Origin of the sequence: Cellulosimicrobium sp. I38E (assembly GCF_001647255.1) — a bacterium.
In the GTDB taxonomy this organism is placed as follows: domain Bacteria; phylum Actinomycetota; class Actinomycetes; order Actinomycetales; family Cellulomonadaceae; genus Cellulosimicrobium; species Cellulosimicrobium cellulans_E.
Genome location: NZ_LUAZ01000011.1, coordinates 47,196 through 64,487, shown reverse-complemented (window position 1 = coordinate 64,487; position 17,292 = coordinate 47,196). Strand labels below are relative to the sequence as shown.

The 17,292-nt window shown below is 74.2% G+C and carries 13 protein-coding genes and 1 tRNA gene; 7 read left to right on the top strand and 7 right to left on the bottom strand.

Annotated features, from left to right (window positions below; translation table 11 throughout):
- Nucleotides 1-82 precede the first annotated feature (82 nt).
- Entirely contained in the window at nt 83-952 is an 870-nt protein-coding gene (locus A0J59_RS03145; RefSeq protein WP_369799743.1) for an SGNH/GDSL hydrolase family protein, read from the top strand.
- Nucleotides 953-1,010: 58 nt separating this feature from the next.
- Here the strand turns inward: A0J59_RS03145 and A0J59_RS03140 are convergent.
- From A0J59_RS03140 to A0J59_RS03125, 4 genes are all read right to left on the bottom strand, one after another.
- Nucleotides 1,011-1,086: transfer RNA gene (locus A0J59_RS03140), tRNA-Thr, on the bottom strand.
- A gap of 92 nt (nt 1,087-1,178) precedes the next feature.
- Nucleotides 1,179-2,033, bottom strand: coding sequence for a thioredoxin domain-containing protein (locus A0J59_RS03135; protein ID WP_047232394.1), 855 nt, complete (start codon nt 2,031-2,033; stop codon nt 1,179-1,181).
- Nucleotides 2,034-2,120: 87 nt separating this feature from the next.
- Complete coding sequence (locus A0J59_RS03130) at nt 2,121-2,696, bottom strand: hypothetical protein (RefSeq protein ID WP_064315192.1); 576 nt, start codon at nt 2,694-2,696, stop codon at nt 2,121-2,123.
- 88 nt (nt 2,697-2,784) lie between these two features.
- The gene (locus A0J59_RS03125; RefSeq protein WP_064315191.1) at nt 2,785-4,506 is read right to left on the bottom strand and encodes a serine/threonine-protein kinase; all 1,722 of its coding nucleotides are present in this window, start codon (nt 4,504-4,506) and stop codon (nt 2,785-2,787) included.
- A 190-nt stretch (nt 4,507-4,696) separates the two neighbouring features.
- Between A0J59_RS03125 and A0J59_RS22230 the strand changes: the two genes are divergently transcribed.
- The 5 genes from A0J59_RS22230 to A0J59_RS03100 all read left to right on the top strand — a co-directional run bounded on the left by A0J59_RS22230 (nt 4,697) and on the right by A0J59_RS03100 (nt 11,708).
- Nucleotides 4,697-6,160: a trehalose-6-phosphate synthase gene (locus A0J59_RS22230; protein WP_304439882.1), complete on the top strand. Its 1,464-nt coding sequence runs from the start codon at nt 4,697-4,699 to the stop codon at nt 6,158-6,160.
- Nucleotides 6,157-7,023 carry a trehalose-phosphatase gene (gene otsB, locus A0J59_RS22225; RefSeq protein ID WP_255364934.1) on the top strand — a complete coding sequence of 289 codons (867 nt, stop codon included), beginning with the start codon at nt 6,157-6,159 and terminating at the stop codon, nt 7,021-7,023. Before A0J59_RS22230 ends, otsB begins: the two co-directional genes overlap by 4 nt.
- Nucleotides 7,024-7,273: 250 nt before the next feature.
- A complete protein-coding gene (locus A0J59_RS03110) occupies nt 7,274-8,401 on the top strand; it encodes an ABC transporter ATP-binding protein (RefSeq protein ID WP_047232391.1) in 1,128 nt (375 codons plus the stop codon).
- Between the two features lie 180 nt (nt 8,402-8,581).
- On the top strand, nt 8,582-10,294 hold the full coding sequence (locus A0J59_RS03105; protein WP_082918697.1) for a discoidin domain-containing protein: 1,713 nt from the start codon (nt 8,582-8,584) through the stop codon (nt 10,292-10,294).
- Nucleotides 10,295-10,448: 154 nt separating this feature from the next.
- Entirely contained in the window at nt 10,449-11,708 is a 1,260-nt protein-coding gene (locus A0J59_RS03100) for a DUF4032 domain-containing protein (RefSeq protein ID WP_047233882.1), read from the top strand.
- Between the two features lie 58 nt (nt 11,709-11,766).
- On the opposite strand, the gene rlmB is transcribed toward A0J59_RS03100, so the two are convergent.
- From rlmB to A0J59_RS03085, 3 genes are all read right to left on the bottom strand, one after another.
- Complete coding sequence (gene rlmB, locus A0J59_RS03095) at nt 11,767-12,780, bottom strand: 23S rRNA (guanosine(2251)-2'-O)-methyltransferase RlmB (RefSeq protein WP_064315189.1); 1,014 nt, start codon at nt 12,778-12,780, stop codon at nt 11,767-11,769.
- Between the two features lie 226 nt (nt 12,781-13,006).
- Complete coding sequence (gene cysS, locus A0J59_RS03090) at nt 13,007-14,437, bottom strand: cysteine--tRNA ligase (RefSeq protein WP_047233883.1); 1,431 nt, start codon at nt 14,435-14,437, stop codon at nt 13,007-13,009.
- A gap of 91 nt (nt 14,438-14,528) precedes the next feature.
- Nucleotides 14,529-15,797: an alanine racemase gene (locus A0J59_RS03085; RefSeq protein ID WP_082918696.1), complete on the bottom strand. Its 1,269-nt coding sequence runs from the start codon at nt 15,795-15,797 to the stop codon at nt 14,529-14,531.
- 44 nt (nt 15,798-15,841) lie between these two features.
- Here A0J59_RS03085 and A0J59_RS03080 point away from each other — a divergent pair, with 44 nt between their 5' ends.
- On the top strand, nt 15,842-17,263 hold the full coding sequence (locus A0J59_RS03080) for a D-arabinono-1,4-lactone oxidase (protein ID WP_064315188.1): 1,422 nt from the start codon (nt 15,842-15,844) through the stop codon (nt 17,261-17,263).
- The last annotated feature ends 29 nt before the right edge of the window (nt 17,264-17,292 follow it).

The window sequence follows — 17,292 nt, the reverse complement described above, 5'->3', positions numbered from 1 at the left end:
CCTCGGCGGACTACGGCTCAACCTCGACCGACCAGGGTTCTGCCTCGGTGGGGCACGGGACCGACGGGAGCAGAATGGGCGGGTGACGACGCAGAACCCGACGACCACTCCCCTGGCCGGTGACGCCTCTGACGCACACCGACCCGACGACGCCCCGCCCCGCTGGTCGAGCTACGTCGCGATCGGCGACTCGTTCAGCGAGGGCCTGTGGGACCCCTACCCCGGCGAGGCGGACCACCAGCGCGGCTGGGCCGACCTCCTCGCCCAGCACCTCGCGGCCCGACGCGTCGCGGCGGGCGAGGAGCCGCTGCGCTACGCGAACCTCGCGATCCGCGGGCGCAAGCTGCGCTCGATCCTCACCGAGCAGGTCCCGGCGGCGCTGGAGCTGAAGCCAGACCTCGTGAGCGTCATCGGTGGCGGCAACGACATCCTGCGGCCGAACGCCGACGTCGACCGGCTCGCGCGCAACCTCGAGCACGCGGTCTCGCGCCTGCGCTCGGCAGGGATCGACGTGCTCATGGCCACCGGCTTCGACGCATCGCAGTCGCCGCTCGTAGGGCTCACGCGCCCGCGCGTCGGGGTGTACAACGCGCATATCTGGTCGATCGCGCGCCGCCAGGGCGCGTACGTGCTCGACCTGTGGGGCATGCGCGCGCTCCAGGACTGGCGCGTGTGGTCGGAGGACCGCATCCACCTGACGCCCGAGGGGCACCGGCGGGTCGCGCAGGCCGCGCTCGTCGGGCTGGGCCAGGCGCCCGACGACGCGGCGTGGGACGACCCGCTCGCTCCCCTGCCGCCGCTCCCGGCGCTGGACCGGGCGCGGCAGAACGCGCAGTGGGTGCGCACGCACGTCGTGCCGTGGGCGCAGCGCCGGATCCGGGGGACGTCGTCGGGCGACGGTCGGCTCCCCAAGGCGCCCGAGCTGTTGCCGGTCCCGCTCGCGCAGGACTGACGCCCCCGTCCACCGGGCACGACGACGCCCCCGGCTCCGCGAACCGGGGGCGTCGTGGTGGAGCCGCCTGTCGGGTTCGAACCGACGACCTTTCGCTTACAAGGCGAGTGCTCTACCAGCTGAGCTAAGGCGGCGTGCCCGGGCTGCCGGGCGAGCGAACAGACTACCTGCTCGCCCGGCGAGCCCCGGACCGCGGCCGGCGCCGCGCGCGGCGCCGACCTGCGGGTCAGCCCTGCGCGGCCGTGACGGCGTCCGAGAGCGCGTTCGGGTCGCTCCAGTTGCCGTCCCAGCGCTCGCCGTCGATCGTGATCGTCGGCGTGCCGAAGCCGCCCGACTGCGGGTTCACGAGGGCCTCGTCCTGCGTGACGAGGCTCGTCGCGGTGGCGGCCCAGTCGCCGTAGGTCTCGACGGCGGTCCCGTCGGCGATGCCCGCGGCGACGTCGGCCGGGACGCCGGCCTGCTCGGCCAGGTCCGCGATCTGCTCGTCGGTGAGGGTCGAGACGTTCTCCTCGGGCTGGTTCTGGAACATGATCGCGTTGAACGCGTTCATCTGCTCCGGTGCGCGGTCCGCGATCCACGCGGCGGCGGCCGCCGAGCGGGTCGAGAACTGCTGCGCGTTCGCCATGCGGTCGAGGATCGAGACGGGGTGCAGGACGACGGTGATGTCGCCCGACTCGCGGAGCTGGTCGAGCGTCGCGCCGTTCGTCTCCTCGAACTGCCCGCAGATGGGGCACATGTAGTCGAGGTAGACGCCGACCTCGACCGCGCCCTCGTTCTCCGTCCCGGCCGCGCCGTCGGCACCCATCGGGATGCCGCCGTCGTCGCGCGACGTGGACGGGCTCGTCACGTCGGCGAGGTTCCCGGCCGCGACGGCGTCGATCGTCTTGTTCTGGTCCTTCATGGCCGGGATCCACACGGCGAGGAACACGCCGACGAGCACGAGGACGCCCGCGACGAGCGCTCCGATCGTGATGAGGCGGTTCCGCTTGTCGCGCTTGGCCTGCGCCTCGCGCAGCGCGAGGGCCTCGGCGCGCGCGGCCTCGCGGCGCTGGGCCTTGGTCTGGGCTTCGTTGCTGGGCATGGTCGTCCTCCGAGGGAGTTCCGAGAGCTGGGATGTGTCGGGTGCGCGCCGACAGGGGTCGCGCGGGCCGTGCGTCCGACGGCGTCGTCAGACCAGGGCGAGCCGCGGCGGCCCGCGCCGCGTGCGCACCACCGCGTCGGCGAGGTGGTGCAGTGCGGCGGGGACGGCGTCGGGCACCGGGCGGACGACCCGCCGGGCGCCCGCGACGATCGCGCGCACCGGATGGAGCGCGCCCCGCACGACCACCCGCAGCGTCCGCGCCGCCCCGGCCACGACGGCGCGGGAGCGCTCGTGCGCGCGCCGTGCCCACGCCGACACGCCCCACGCGACGGCCGCGACCACGACGTGCGCGACGACGACGGGCAGCGCGAGCACGCCGACCACGGTGACCATGGCGGCCGGGTCGCCGCCGAGCGCGGTGCCGGACGGGCAGTCCGGGGTCTCGTGGACGAGCGCGAGGTGCATCCCGGCGACGCCCCACGCGCCCGGCACCGTGACGCACTGGTGCACGACGGCGTACCCGCGGTCGGCGAGCTGCGTCACCAGGGCGGCGAGGAGCGTGAGGAGCAGGAGGGCGGGGCCGAGCAGCCGGCCGGTCACGGGCACGACGGACGTGCGCGTCACGCCGCGCGACCACGCGCGCGGCACCGTCGTCCGGAGCACGGCGCCCATCCTACGCATGCGTGCTGGTAGCGGGCTGGGAACGCCCGGGTTCGGGTCCACGAGGGGTCCCCGGTGCCGGCACTCCCGCTCAGCGCAACGACGGCGGCCCGGGGAAGGGCCACCACGTCACCTCGGGGTCGCCGGCGAGGAGGACGACGCACAGGACCGTGAGGGCGAGGCCGACGCCGGCGAGCACGAGGGTCCCGGTGCGGCCCGGGGCGAGCCGCGCGAGCGCGGTGCGCGTCCCGTAGCGCGTGAGGTGGGTCAGCGGCCCGGCCCACGCGAGCACGACGGCCGCGAGCGACGCGAGTCCCAGGATCACGGTCGTGACGACCGGGGAGTTCCCGCCGTCCGCGCCCTCGACGACGACCCAGCGGTCGGACTCCAGGAGCCACCACCCGGCCACGACGACGAGCACCCCCGCGCACGCCGCGACGAGCAGCGACGGGAGCGCCCCGACGACGGCGCGCACGACGTACCAGGGCGACGCCGCGACCGACCGCACGGTGTCGCGGGGCGACACGCCGCGCCGCTCGCGTCGCGCGTGCAGCGTCTCCGTCGTCACCCCGACGACGCGCGCGAGGACGACGAGCACGGAGAGCACCACGAACGCGACGCCCGGGTGAAGCATGCCGAGCAGGACGAGCGGGGCCGCGAGGAGGAGCAGCGCGGTGCGGCGCGCGGCGGGCACGGGCCGTGCGTAGAGCGGCTCGCCGTCCTCCCCCACGGGGGGCGCGCCGAGGTCGTCCATGAGGTCGTGCCCGGCGGGGACGGCTACGGTGCGTCCGTCGTTGACCTGGGACTGCGACGTCGGCAGGGGCGGCGGCACGACCTGCGCCGCGCCGGTCCAGGCCTGCGCGCCCGTGGCGCCCGGCACGACGGCGACGGGGGGCACGACCCGCGTGGGGCCGGTCGGCGGGCCGACGACCTGCGTCGCGGGCGCGACGTCGCCCGTGTCGGCGGCGTGCCGCAGCGCGGCGACGACCTCGGTCGGGCCGAGCCGCTGCGCGGGGTCCGCGTGCAGGGCCCCGGCGAGCACGCGCGCCGTGACGGGCCCGAGGCCGGCGAGGTCGGGCCGCCCGCTGCGGGCGCGGGCCAGGACGACGTCGGTCGGCCGCACCCCGAACGGGGCACGGCCCGTCGCGGCGTAGGCGAGGAGCGCGGCCCAACCCCACCAGTCGCTCCCGACGCTCGGGGCGGCGCCCTCCAGCAGCTCGGGCGCGAGGTAGCCGGGCGTGCCCATGACGAGGCCGGTCGACGTGACGCGCGCGTCCTCGAGGCCCTGGGCGATCCCGAAGTCGATGAGCACGGGGCCGCGCGAGGAGACCATGACGTTGCTCGGCTTGAGGTCGCGGTGCACGACCCCCGCCGCGTGCACGGACTCGAGCGCGGCCGCGAGCTGGTCGGCGAGCTCGTAGAGGTCCCACGCGTCGAGCGGGCCGCCCTCGGCGACCTCGTCCTCGAGGGTCGGACCGTCGACGAGCTCGGTGACGATGAACGCGTCGGGGCCGTCGAGCTCGACGTCGAGGATCTGCGCGACGGCGGGGTGGCGCAGGCGCTGGAGGGCGAGCGCCTCGCGCCGCAGCCGCTCGCGGCCCTGGGCCGCGGCGTCGAGGTCGACGTGCGCGTGCAGGAGCTTGATCGCGACGAGGTTCCCGCCACCGTCGTGCGCGCTGTGGACGGTGCCCATGGCCCCCGAGCCGAGACGCGCGCCGATGAGGTAGCCCCCGACCTCGCTGCCGGGCGCGGGGCCGCGCGCCGGCCCGCCGGGGGCGGACCGCGCGTCGACGCGCTGCGTGGGCTCCTCCATGGTGACAAGGTAGCCGCAGCGGGCGGGGCATCGCCTTCCGGGCCGGCCCGACGGGCCCGGTGGCGACTCGGCCCGGGACGGACGGCTCGTCCGCGCGCCGGGCGGGCCGACTACCCTGGGTCGCCCAGGCGCGATCCATCGAAGCTCAAGGAGTAGTCCATTGACAGGCAAAGAGGGATTCGATCTCGTCGTGGTGGCCAACCGGCTGCCCGTGGACTTCACGGTCGGACCCGGTGGCGACGTCGAGTGGAACCGCTCGCCCGGCGGCCTCGTCACGGCGCTCGAGCCCGTCATGCAGGCGTCCGACGGCGCGTGGGTCGGCTGGTCCGGCGCCCCGGACCTCGCGAGCGAGCCGTTCGACGCGGACGACATGCGGCTCGTGCCCGTCACCCTCTCCGCCGACGAGATCGAGCGCTACTACGAGGGCTTCTCCAACGACACGCTCTGGCCGCTCTACCACGACGTCATCTCGCCGCCCACGTACCACCGCACCTGGTGGGAGGCGTACCGGCGCGTCAACCAGCGCTTCGCGGACGCCGCGGTCGCGCAGGTCTCGCCGGGCGGCGTCGTGTGGGTGCACGACTACCAGCTCCAGCTCGTGCCGCAGATGATCCGCGCCCAGCGCCCGGACGTGCGGATCGGGTTCTTCAACCACATCCCGTTCCCGCCCCTCGAGCTGTTCCAGCAGCTCCCCTGGCGCCGGCAGGTGCTCGACGGGCTCCTGGGCGCGGACCTCGTGGGCTTCCAGCGCGCGGGCGACGCCGCGAACTTCATCCGCGCCGTGCGCCGCCTGCGCGCGCACACGACGCGCGGCCCCATCATCACCGTCCCCGGCGAGGACGGTCGCGACCGCCACGTGCGCGCCGCCGCGTTCCCCATCTCGATCGACTCGCGCCGCTTCGACGAGCTCGCGCGCTCGCCCGAGGTGCAGCAGCGCTCGCGCGAGATCCGCGCCGACCTGGGCGACCCGGACATCATGATGCTCGGCGTGGACCGCCTGGACTACACCAAGGGCATCCGGCACCGCATCAAGGCGTACGGCGAGCTCCTCCAGGACGGGCGCCTCGACGTCGAGCACGCCACGCTCGTCCAGGTCGCGAGCCCGAGCCGCGAGAACGTCGACGCCTACCAGGAGCTGCGCGAGCACGTGGAGGGCGCCGTCGGGCGCATCAACGGGGAGTACGCCGAGATCGGGCACGCCGCGATCCACTACCTGCACCACTCCTACCCCCCGGAGGAGATGGCCGCGCTGTACCTCGCGGCGGACGTCATGCTCGTCACCGCGCTGCGCGACGGCATGAACCTCGTCGCCAAGGAGTACGTCGCCGCGCGCTCCGACGACCGGGGCGTCCTCGTGCTCTCGGAGTTCACGGGGGCCGCCGACGAGCTCTCCTCCGGTGCGCTCCTGGTCAACCCGCACGACATCGACGGGATGAAGGACATCATCGTGGCCGCCGCGCACATGGACCACCGCGAGCAGCGCAAGCGCATGCGCCGCCTGCGCCGCAAGGTCCTCAGCGACGACGTCGCGAAGTGGTCGGAGTCGTTCCTCGGCGTCCTCACGGCCATGCCGTCGCGCGTGCCGCACCGCCGGCCGGACGACGCCGGCCACGACGGGGCGCAGGCCGACCTCGCCGTGGAGGCGGGCGCGTGACCCGGCCCGACGGCGGCCCCGAGCTGCCACCGTCCCTGCCCCGGCCCGTCGCCGACGCCGTCCGCGCGTTCGCGGCGGACGGCAGCGACTCCCCGCACGCCCGGCTCGTCGCGCTCGACTTCGACGGGACGCTCGCGCCGCTCGTGGACGACCCGCACGCGGCGCGCATGGCGCCCTCGGCGCGGGCCGCGGTCGACCGCCTCGGGAGGGTGCTCGCGGGGACGACGACGCGCCTCGCCCTGGTCTCGGGGCGCCACCTCGCGGACCTCGCCGAGCGGAGCGAGCCGCCCGTCGGGACCTTCCTCGTGGGCAGCCACGGCGCCGAGACCGGCGTCGTCACGCCGTCGGGCCTCGAGGCCGTCCCGCTCGAGCTGACCGCGGACCAGGCCGACGCCCTCGCGACGCTGCGTGCGGGGCTCGCGGACGCCGTGGCGGGCCGCGAGGGTGCGTGGGTCCAGGACAAGCCGAGTGCCGCCGTCCTGCACACGCGGCTCGCGTCCCCGGCGGACACGCGCGCGGCCGAGGACGTCGCGGACGCCGTGGCCGAGCGGCTCGGGCTGCACGCGATGCACGGCAAGGACGTGGTGGAGGTCGCCGTCGTCGAGACGTCCAAAGGCGAGGCGGTCGACCGGCTGCGGGACGTCGTCGGGCAGGACGCCGGGCTCGCCGACGGGCGGACGCGGGTGCTGTACGCCGGTGACGACACCACGGACGAGACCGCGTTCGCCGTGCTCGGCCCGGGCGACCTGGGGGTCAAGGTCGGGGACGGCGAGACCCGGGCGACCGTGCGCGTGCCCGACGCCGACGGGCTGGCCGCGGCGCTCGACCTGCTCGCCGACCTGCTGGGACGCGCGGAGGCCTGACGGGCGCGTCACGGGCCGCCACGAAACCGCTACCCGATCGTGACCGGCGCTGTGACGAAGCACTCAGAAGCCGGAGTAGTATCGGGTCCACGATGACGTCGGGTCCCCTGCTCGAACCAGAGGGGGTCCGACTTCTTCTGTGTCGTCGAAGACACGCTCGTCCGCCATCGCGAACAGCTACGTCGACGTGGCACGTCACTGCACAACGGATCGTCCGGCACGTACCTGCCGGTGGAGGGATGTACCAGTCATGGCTACGGTCACCTACGACCACGCAACCCGGCTCTACCCCGGGACCGAGCGTCCCGCCGTGGACCAGCTCAACCTGCACATCGAGGACGGCGAGTTCCTCGTCCTCGTCGGCCCCTCGGGCTGTGGCAAGTCGACCTCGCTCCGCATGCTCGCGGGCCTCGAGGACGTCAACGGCGGACACATCTACATCGGCGACCGCGACGTCACGGACGTCCAGCCGAAGGACCGCGACATCGCGATGGTGTTCCAGAACTACGCGCTGTACCCGCACATGTCCGTCGCGGACAACATGGGCTTCGCGCTGAAGATCGCCGGCACGCCGAAGGCGGAGATCCGCCAGCGCGTCGAGGAGGCCGCGAAGATCCTCGACCTCACCGAGTACCTCGACCGCAAGCCGAAGGCGCTCTCCGGTGGTCAGCGTCAGCGTGTCGCCATGGGCCGCGCGATCGTCCGCCAGCCGCAGGTGTTCCTCATGGACGAGCCGCTGTCGAACCTCGACGCCAAGCTCCGCGTCCAGACCCGTACGCAGATCGCGTCGCTCCAGCGCCGCCTCGGCGTCACGACGGTCTACGTCACGCACGACCAGACCGAGGCCCTCACCATGGGCGACCGCATCGCGGTCCTCAAGGACGGCCTGCTCCAGCAGGTCGGCACGCCGCGCGAGATGTACGACACCCCGGCCAACGTCTTCGTCGCCGGCTTCATCGGCTCGCCGGCCATGAACATCGGCACGTTCGTGGTCAAGAACGGCGTCGCCGAGGTCGGCCCGGCCCGCATCACGCTCGAGCGCGAGACGGCCGCGAAGCTCACCGAGGCGGACAACGGCAAGGTCACCATCGGCTTCCGCCCCGAGTCGCTCGACGTCGTGTCGCAGGCGAACGAGGCCGCGTTCCCGGTCGAGGTGAACATCGTCGAGGAGCTCGGCTCCGACGCGTTCGTCTACGGCACCCTCAAGGGCGACCTGGCCGCGCAGGCCGACGTCCACTCGGGCGCCGGCGACAACCAGGTGATCGTCCGCGTCGACCCGCGCAACGTCCCGGCCAAGGGCGAGCGCATCTACGTGACGATCCGCCCGGGTCACTCGCACGTCTTCGGCGCGGCGTCGGGCCAGCGCATCAGCAGCTGACACCGCCACTCCGTACCGCCGCAGGGCGGGTCCTCCCGATCGGGAGGACCCGCCCTGCGGCGTTTCCGTGCTGAGCGTTCGCGTGCCGTGCCGTGCCCGTGCCGCGGCCGGTCGGATCGCCCTTGACAGGGTCATGGCCGGCCACAAGACTACTTTTGCACACGTGACATCAGAAGTCGCATGTTCGTCAGCCAAATCGACAACGCTGTCAATTGGAGCCTCATGCAGATCCCCCACCTTTCGTCTCGCGCACGGCGCCTCGGCGCGGCACTGACGGGCGGCGCGCTCGTCGCGTGCACGCTCGCCGCCGCCCCGGCCGTGGCGACCCCGCCCGCGGAGACCAGCCCCCCGACCGCCCTCGCCGCGGCCGAGACGTGCGGCCCGGAAGACGGGCTTCCCGACTCCAAGATCTCCATCCAGCTCTACACGCACGTCGGCGAGCTCGGGGGCTCGGGGACCCCGTCCGCCGAGACGATCGACCGCGTGCTCGGGGAGGTGGCCAACGCGGGGTTCACCAACGTGGAGCCGTACAACCAGCCCTACTCGATGCCCGTCGAGGAGTACCAGGCGATCCTCGACAAGCACGGCCTCGCGGTGTCGTCCAGCCACGGCAGCACGGACTGGGGCTCGTGGCCCCAGACCGTCGCGTACGCCGTCGCGCTGGGTCAGGATTACATCGGGACCGGCGGGATGGCCGGTGGCTACGGCACCTACGCCGAGGCGGTCGCGACCGCGGCCTACGTCAACCAGCTCGGCCAGTACGCGCACGAGAACGGCGCGAACAAGATCGTGCTGCACAACCACCAGAGCGAGTTCACCACGCGGTACCCCGACCCGGTGACGGGCGAGATGGTCAGCGCCTGGGAGGTCATCGAGGAGAACACCGACCCGCGCTACGTCACGTTCGAGCTCGACGTCGGCTGGGCGGCCGACGCCGGCCTCGACGTGCCCGCGTGGATCGAGGAGCACGGGGACCGCATCGAGCTGCTGCACATCAAGGACGCCGTGAACGTGAACGCGCCGGGCGACATGCGGCAGGTCGCCCTCGGCCGGGGCGACCTGGACCTCCCGGCGATCATCGCCGCGGCCGAGCCGTACGTGCAGTACTACACCTACGAGTGGGACTGGGCGCCGTCGTTCGAGACCTCGGCAGAGTCCTACCGCTACCTCCGCTGCTTCGAGTCCGAGGACGGGGGCGGGAACGAGGGCGACGAGTCGCTCGCCCTGGGCCGCCCGGTGACGGCTTCCAGCATCGACGAGGCCGGTCACGAGCCCGAGATGGCGGTCGACGGCAACGCCGGCACCCGCTGGAGCAGCGCGTGGAACGACCCGGAGTGGATCGCGGTGGACCTCGGAGCGAGCTACGACCTCAGCAAGGTCGTGATCGACTGGGAGACCGCGTACGGGTCGGGGTACGAGGTCCAGACCTCGCCGGACGGCGAGACCTGGACCACGGTGCACACCGTGGCCGACGGTGACGGTGGGTACGACGAGCTGGACGTCGCGGGCACGGGCCGCCACGTGCGCCTCTACCTCACCGAGCGCGCGACGCAGTGGGGCTTCTCGCTCTACGAGCTCGAGGTCTACGGCACCCCGCGCGGGCAGCTCGACCTCGACGTCACGGTGCAGGCGCGGTGCCTCGCCGGCCAGGCGTACCTCGCGGTCCGCGCTGCGAACGGCGAGGACTCGCCGGTCGACGTGACCCTCGCGACCGCGTACGGCACCCGCGAGTTCGCGGACGTCGCGCCGGGCTCGAACGCGTACCAGTCGTTCGCGGTGCGCTCGACCTCGGTCGCGAGCGGCTCGGTGTCCGTCAGCGGTACCGCGACGGTCGACGGCGAGAAGGTCACCTCGACGGTCGACGTCGAGCACGACGCGCTCGACTGCGCCTGACGGCTCCCGGGTGCGTGGGCCGTCGGCCCGCACCCGGGAGCACCCCGGCCCGACCCCGGCGCCCGCCGGCCTCGACCTGAGGCCGACGGGCGCCGTCGTCGTGCCGAGGGACGACGACGCACGGACGTCGGCCGCCCGACGGAGACCGTGGACAATGGACCCCGTGACGGTGCACAACCTGCAGATCACCGCGTCGGCCCCCGACCCGGCCCTCCTCGACCTGCCCTGGGACATCCCGCTCGAGGAGTGGCCGGCCGAGACCCTCGCGGCGCTGCCGCGCGGTATCTCCCGGCACATCGTGCGGTTCGTCCGCCTCTCCGGGCGCGTCATCGCGATCAAGGAGATCGGCGAGACGGTCGCGTACCGCGAGTACGAGCTGCTCCGCCAGCTCCGCCGGCTCGAGGTGCCGAGCGTCGTCCCGGTGGGGGTCATCACCGGGCGCCAGGACGCGAACGGCGAGCGGCTGGAGGCGGTGCTCATCACGGAGCACCTCCAGTTCTCGCTCCCCTACCGCGCGCTGTTCAGCCAGTCCCTGCGCCCGGACACCGCGACGCGCCTCATCGACGCGCTCGCGGTGCTCCTCGTGCGCCTGCACCTGATCGGCTTCTACTGGGGCGACGTGTCGCTGTCGAACACGCTGTTCCGGCGCGACGCCGAGACCTTCGCGGCGTTCCTCGTGGACGCGGAGACGGGCGACCTGCACCGCGAGCTCTCCCCCGGTCAGCGCTCGTACGACGTCGACCTCGCGCGCACCAACATCATCGGCGAGCTCATGGACCTCTCCGCGGGCGAGCTGCTCGACGAGGACGTGGACGAGGTCGCGATCGGCGACGCGCTCGTCGCGCGCTACGAGGAGCTGTGGGAGGCGCTGACGACGTCGGAGTCGTTCGACGCGAACGAGCGGTGGCGCGTCGCGGCCCGCATCGAGCACCTCAACAACCTCGGGTTCGACGTGGACGAACTCGCGATCACGACCGACATCGACGGCACGACCGTGCAGATCCAGCCGAAGGTCGTCGATGCGGGGCACCACTCGCGCCGCCTGCTGCGTCTCACCGGCCTCGACGTGCAGGAGAACCAGGCCCGCCGGCTGCTGAACGACCTGGACTCGTTCCGGGCGGCGGCCGAGCGCCAGAACGACGACGAGGAGTTCGTCGCGCACGACTGGCTGAGCGGCGTGTTCGAGCCCACGATCCAGGCCGTGCCGCGCAACCTGCGCCGCAAGCTCGAGCCGGCGCAGCTCTTCCACGAGATCCTCGACCACCGCTGGTTCATCTCCGAGCGCGCGGGCCGCGACGTCCCGATGGCGGAGGCGACGCAGTCGTACGTAGAGAACGTGCTGCGCCACCGCCCGGACGAGAAGGCGATCCTCGGCCTCGCGCCCGGCGAGAAGGACCCCGAGTACTACGGCTGAGACCTGTCAGCGCCCCACGGGTCAGGGACCGGTGGGGCGCTGACTGGTCGAGCGGCCGTCAGGCCTCGCGGCGCAGGCGCGCGACCTCGTAGAGCGAGATGCCCGTCGCGACGGCCGCGTTGAGCGACTCGGTGTCCGAGCCGATGGGGATGGACGCGACGACGTCGCACGCCTCGCGCACGAGGCGCGAGAGGCCCTTGCCCTCGGACCCGGCGACGACGACGAGCGGCTCGGTCGCGAGCTGGAGGTCGCCGATCGCGGTCTCGCCGCCGGCGTCGAGCCCGACGACGAAGCAACCCGCCTTCTTGAGCTCACCGAGCGCGCGGACGAGGTTGGTCGCGCGCGCGACGGGCACCCGGGCGGCGGCGCCGGCCGAGACCTTCCACGCGGACGCCGTGACGCCCGCCGCACGCCGCTCGGGGACGAGCACGCCGTGCGCCCCGAACGCGCCCGCCGAGCGCAGCACTGCGCCCAGGTTGCGGGGGTCCGTCACGCCGTCGAGCGCGACGATCAGCGGCGGACGACCCGTCGCCTCGGCCGCGTCGAGCAGGTCGTCGACGTCGGCGTACTCGTACGGCGGCACCTTGATCGCGACGCCCTGGTGCACGGCGCCGTCGGTGAGGCGGTCGAGCTCCGGCTTGCCGACCTCGAGGAGGTCGTAGCCTCGGCCCGCGACGATGTCGACGATCTCGCGCGTGCGGTCGTCGGCGTCGAGGCGCGACGCGAGGTAGACGACCTCGACGGGGATACGCGCCCGCAGCGCCTCGAGCACGGAGTTCCGGCCCGCCACGACCTCCTGCACCGAGCCACGGCCCTTCGGGCCGCCGCCGCGCGAGGCGCCGCCCTTGGCGGGGCCGCCCCGCGTCGCGCCCCCGCGGCCGGTCGGCGTCGTGGCGCGCTTCTCCTCCGCGACCTTGCGCTTGTGCGCCGCGTGGTAGACGCGGTCCTCGGCCTTCGGCGTCGGCCCGCGGCCCTCGAGCCCCTTGCGGCGCTGTCCACCGGAGCCGACGGTCGCGCCCTTCTTGCTGCCGGGCTTGCGGGTCGCGCCGCGTCGTTGTGAGTTGCCAGCCATGGGTGTACCCGTCGTGTCGTGGTCAGGTCGGTCGGTGTCGGTCAGGTGGATCGACACCGGTCCGGTCGGTCAGGTCGGTCGGTTCGTGCGAGCGCAGGTGCGCCACCGAGTCCAGTGTCCCTCAGACACCCCGCCGAGGGAGAGCCGTGGTCCACCGAGGGAGAGGCATGGTCATGACCACGCCTCTACCGCGCGGTGCCAGGCATCTACCTCGCGGAGATGGTCGTCAGGCGAGGGTCCAGCGCGCGCCGTCGGCCGAGTCCTCGACCGCGACGCCCGCCGCGGCGAGCCGGTCGCGGATCGCGTCGGCGGTCGCGAAGTCGCGCGCCGCGCGCGCCTCGGCGCGTGCCGCGAGCTCCGCACCCACGACCGCGTCGAGCACCGCCGCGTAGCGGGAGTCCCCGCGGTCGGCCCACTGCGCGTCCCCCGGGTCGAGCCCGAGGACGTCGAGCATGGCCCGCACCGCGACGAGGTGGTGCCGCGCGACGGCGTCGGCGGCGGTCGTGCGGTCCGCGAGCGCCGCGTTGCCCGCACGCAGGTGCTCGTGCACGACGGCGAGCGCCGCCGGGACGTTGAGGTCGTCGTCCATCGCGGCGGTGAACGCGGTCGGCAGCTCGGCCTCGGTCACGTCGCCGACGTCGCCCACGCGCTCGGTCGCGCGCTCGACGAACCCGGCGAGGCGCTCCCACGTGGCCTCGGCCTCGACGACCGTCGCGGGCGTCCACTCGAGCATCGAGCGGTACTGCACGGACCCGAGGGCGTAGCGCAGCACGGCCGGGCTCGTGGTCGCGAGGACCTCGCGCACGAGCAGACCGTTGCCGAGGGACTTGCTCATCTTGGCGCCGCCCTGCGTGACCCACGCGCTGTGCAGCCAGTGCTGCGCGAACCCGTAGCCCGCGGCGCGCGACTGCGCCTGCTCGTTCTCGTGGTGCGGGAAGCGCAGGTCGAGCCCGCCGCCGTGGATGTCGAACGTGTCGCCGAGGTACCGGCGCGCCATCGCGGAGCACTCGAGGTGCCAGCCAGGCCGACCGCGGCCGAAGGGCGTCGGCCAGGACGCGGTCTCCGGCTCGCCGTCCTTGGGGGCCTTCCAGAGCGCGAAGTCGCGCGGGTCGCGCTTGGCGGCGGCCTCCTCCGCGTCCGCGGGGACGTCGTCGGGCACGGGGTTGAGGTCCTCGAGGCGCTGGTTGGTCAGCGAGCCGTACTCGGACCAGGAGCGCACGTCGAACCACACGTCGCCCGGGCCGGTCGTGTACGCGTGCCCGCGCTCCACGAGCCGCTCCATGAGCTCGACCATGTCCGGCACGTGCCCGGTCGCGCGCGGCTCGTACGTGGGCGGCAGGACACCGAGCGCGTCGTACGCGGCGGTGAACGCGCGCTCGTACGTCGCGGCCCAGGCCCACCACGGCTCGCCGGCGTCGGCGGACTTCACGAGGATCTTGTCGTCGATGTCGGTGACGTTGCGGATGAGCGTCACGCGCGACCCGCCGCGCCGCAGCCAGCGCACGAGCACGTCGAACGCGACGGCGGAGCGCATGTGGCCGATGTGGGGGGCCGCCTGGACGGTCGCGCCACACAGGTAGATGCCGACCTCGCCCGGAGTCAGGGGCACGAAGTCGCGCACGTCCCGCGTGGCGGTGTCGAACAGGCGAAGAGTCACGTCCGCAAGGGTACCGGGGACGTACCACCCCGGCCGAAGCGGCACGGGCAGGTCTCGCGGCCGATCCCGGTGCGGCCACGACCGGCCCGTGTCAGCCGAAGCTCTTGCCCTCACCGCGGTACGTGGGCACGACGTCGACCACCTCGTCCCCGCGCACGAGGTGCACGCGGTCGAACCGCTCCATCGCCTCGCCCGCCTTGCCGTGCCGGAACCAGACGCGGTCGCCGACGCCGAGGTCGGGCGCGCCCACGGCGCCCCGGGTCCGGTGCAGCGGCGTCTGGACCTCGCCCGCCCCCTCGCGGCCCGTGAGCGACCAGCCGGGCGTCGCGACGCGCGGGAGGCGGCTGCGCGACGCGGGACCCGACGCGACGTACCCGCCGCCGAACGCCGTCGCCCAGCCGGGAGCCGGCACGCGCACGACGTCGAGGCCGAAGAAGGCGGACGGCCGCGGCCGGAAGGATCGGTACTCGTCGAAGAGCCCGGGGACGTACAGCCCCGACCCTGCGGTGACCTCCGTGACGACGCCGTCCGCCGACGACGTCTCGAGCGAGCCCGTGCCGCCCGAGTTCACGAGCTCGAGGTCGTGCCCGACGACGTCGCGCACCGCCGCGACGACCTCGCCGCGGCGCTCGCCCAGCTCGAGCACCGAGAGCCGCTTGACCGCGCGGACGGCGAGGCTCGAGTCGGGCATCCCGGCGACCTGGGCCTCGTAGAACATGAGGCCGCGCAGCGCGAGGCCGGGCGTCGAGGCCACGCGCGCCGCGAGCGACGCGACGTCCGGGGGGTCGTGCAGGGGCGAGCGCCGCGTGCCGAGGTGGACCGTGACGAGCCCGAGGCCGACGCGCAGCGACGCGTCGACGTCGAGGCACACGCGCACGGGCGGCTCGTCACCCGTGCCGGTCTCCGCGAGCGCCTGCCGGACGAGCTCGAGGTGCGCGGGGTCGTCGACCATGAGCGTGATCTCGCGCCGCCCGGCCTCGTGCCGCGCGAGCGCGGCGAGGGCGCCGCGGTCCACCGACGGGTAGCCCACCAGGACGTCGCGGACGCCCGCGTCGACGAGCCACAGCGCCTCACGCACCGAGAACGCCATGACGCCCTGGAAACCGCGCTCCCCGGCGCGCGTCACGAGCGAGCGGACGCGCACCGACTTCGACGCGACCCGCACGGGTACCCCGCCCGCGCGTGCAAGGAGCTCGTCGGCGTTGGCGTCGAACCGGTCGAGGTCGACGACGGCGAGCGGCCCGTCGAGGTCGGCGGTCGCGCGTGTGAGCCGGGCGAGCAGCGACGGCGTCGCGCCGCGCTCGTCCGCGGCCCGGTCGGCCGTCCCCACGTTCGTCCCGGGTGCCGCGTCGCTCGTCATGGGGAGAACGTACGCCACCCGGGGAGCGTGAGACAGTACGACCTGTGAGCAGCGACGACGCCCTCTCCTGGACCAACTGGGCCCGCACGGCCTCCGCCACCCCGCGCCGTCGGGCCTCGCCGCGCGACGAGGCGGAGCTGGGCGAGCTCGTCGCCCGCGCCGCCGCCGACGGGGTGCCGGTGCGCGCCGTCGGCGCGGGCCACTCCTTCACCCCCGCGGCCGTCACCGACGGGCTCCTGCTCGACCTGGACCGCATCGGCCTCGTCGAGCGGATCACCCGCGGCACGGGCGCGCCCGGTGCGGCCGACGCCGACGCGATCCTCGTGACCGTCGGGGCGGGCATCCGCCTGCACCGGCTCAACGAGGCCCTCGCGGCCGCGGGTCTCGCGATGCGCAACCTCGGCGACATCGACCGGCAGTCGATCGCCGGCGCGATCTCCACGGGCACGCACGGGACCGGGGCCCGCCTCGGCGGGCTCGCCACGCAGGTGCGCGGCGTCCGCGTCGTCGGGGCGGACGGCGAGGTGCGGGAGGCGTCGGCGACGCAGGACCGCGACCTGTTCGAGGTGAGCCGCCTGGGGCTCGGCGTCACGGGCGTCCTGTCGGCCGTCACGCTCGAGGTGGTGCCGGCGTTCCTGCTCCGCGCGCAGGAGGAGCCGTGGCCGCTGGACCGCGTGCTGGAGGGCCTCGGCACGCCGGACGACCCCGACGGGCTCGTCGGGGGCAACGACCACTTCGAGTTCTACTGGTTCCCCCACACGCGCCGGGCGCTGACCAAGCGCAACAACCGGCTCGCGCCCGACGAGGAGGCGGCAGAGCTCGAGCGCCTGCGGACCACCGGCCCCGGGCCGGTCGCGCGGGCGCGCACCTGGGTCGACGAGGAGCTGCTGTCCAACGGCGCGTTCGAGCTCGTCAACCGGCTCGCGACCGCGGTGCCGCGCGTCACGCCGCGGCTCAACGCCGTCTCGGCCCGCGCGCTCGCACCCCGGACCTACGTCGCGCCGTCGCACCAGGTCTTCGTCACCTCGCGCCGCGTCCGGTTCCGCGAGATGGAGTACGCCGTGCCGCGCGAGCACCTGGTGGACGTCCTGTCGAGCATCGACGGCTGGCTGAACCGGTCGGGCGAGCACGTGCCCTTCCCGGTCGAGGTCCGGTTCGCGGCGCCCGACGACGTCTGGCTCTCCACGGCGCACGGGCGCGAGACCGCGTACGTGGCGGTGCACCAGTACGCGCGCCTGCCGCACGAGCGGTACTTCGACGCCGTCGAGCGCATCGTCGCCGAGGTCGGCGGGCGCCCTCACTGGGGCAAGCTCCACGGGCTCGGCGCCGACAGGTTCCGCGAGCTCTACCCCCGGTTCGACGACGCCGTGGCGGTCCGCGACGCGGCGGACCCCGACGGGGTGTTCGCGAACGCATACACGGACCAGGTGCTCGGGCGCGCGCCGGGCGCGGCCCCGCGCGGCTGACCGCCGCTCGTCCGGCCCGCGGGCCCGTC

What these genes read in the sequence shown, in the direction of transcription:
- A0J59_RS03135 (WP_047232394.1), bottom strand. Translation starts at nt 2,033, where the DNA reads ATGCCCAGCAACGAAGCCCAGACCAAGGCCCAGCGCCGCGAGGCCGCG.
- A0J59_RS03125 (WP_064315191.1), bottom strand. Translation starts at nt 4,506, where the DNA reads ATGGAGGAGCCCACGCAGCGCGTCGACGCGCGGTCCGCCCCCGGCGGG.
- A0J59_RS03110 (WP_047232391.1), top strand. Translation starts at nt 7,274, where the DNA reads ATGGCTACGGTCACCTACGACCACGCAACCCGGCTCTACCCCGGGACC.
- A0J59_RS03105 (WP_082918697.1), top strand. Translation starts at nt 8,582, where the DNA reads ATGTTCGTCAGCCAAATCGACAACGCTGTCAATTGGAGCCTCATGCAG.
- A0J59_RS03100 (WP_047233882.1), top strand. Translation starts at nt 10,449, where the DNA reads ATGGACCCCGTGACGGTGCACAACCTGCAGATCACCGCGTCGGCCCCC.
- rlmB (WP_064315189.1), bottom strand. Translation starts at nt 12,780, where the DNA reads ATGGCTGGCAACTCACAACGACGCGGCGCGACCCGCAAGCCCGGCAGC.
- A0J59_RS03085 (WP_082918696.1), bottom strand. Translation starts at nt 15,797, where the DNA reads ATGACGAGCGACGCGGCACCCGGGACGAACGTGGGGACGGCCGACCGG.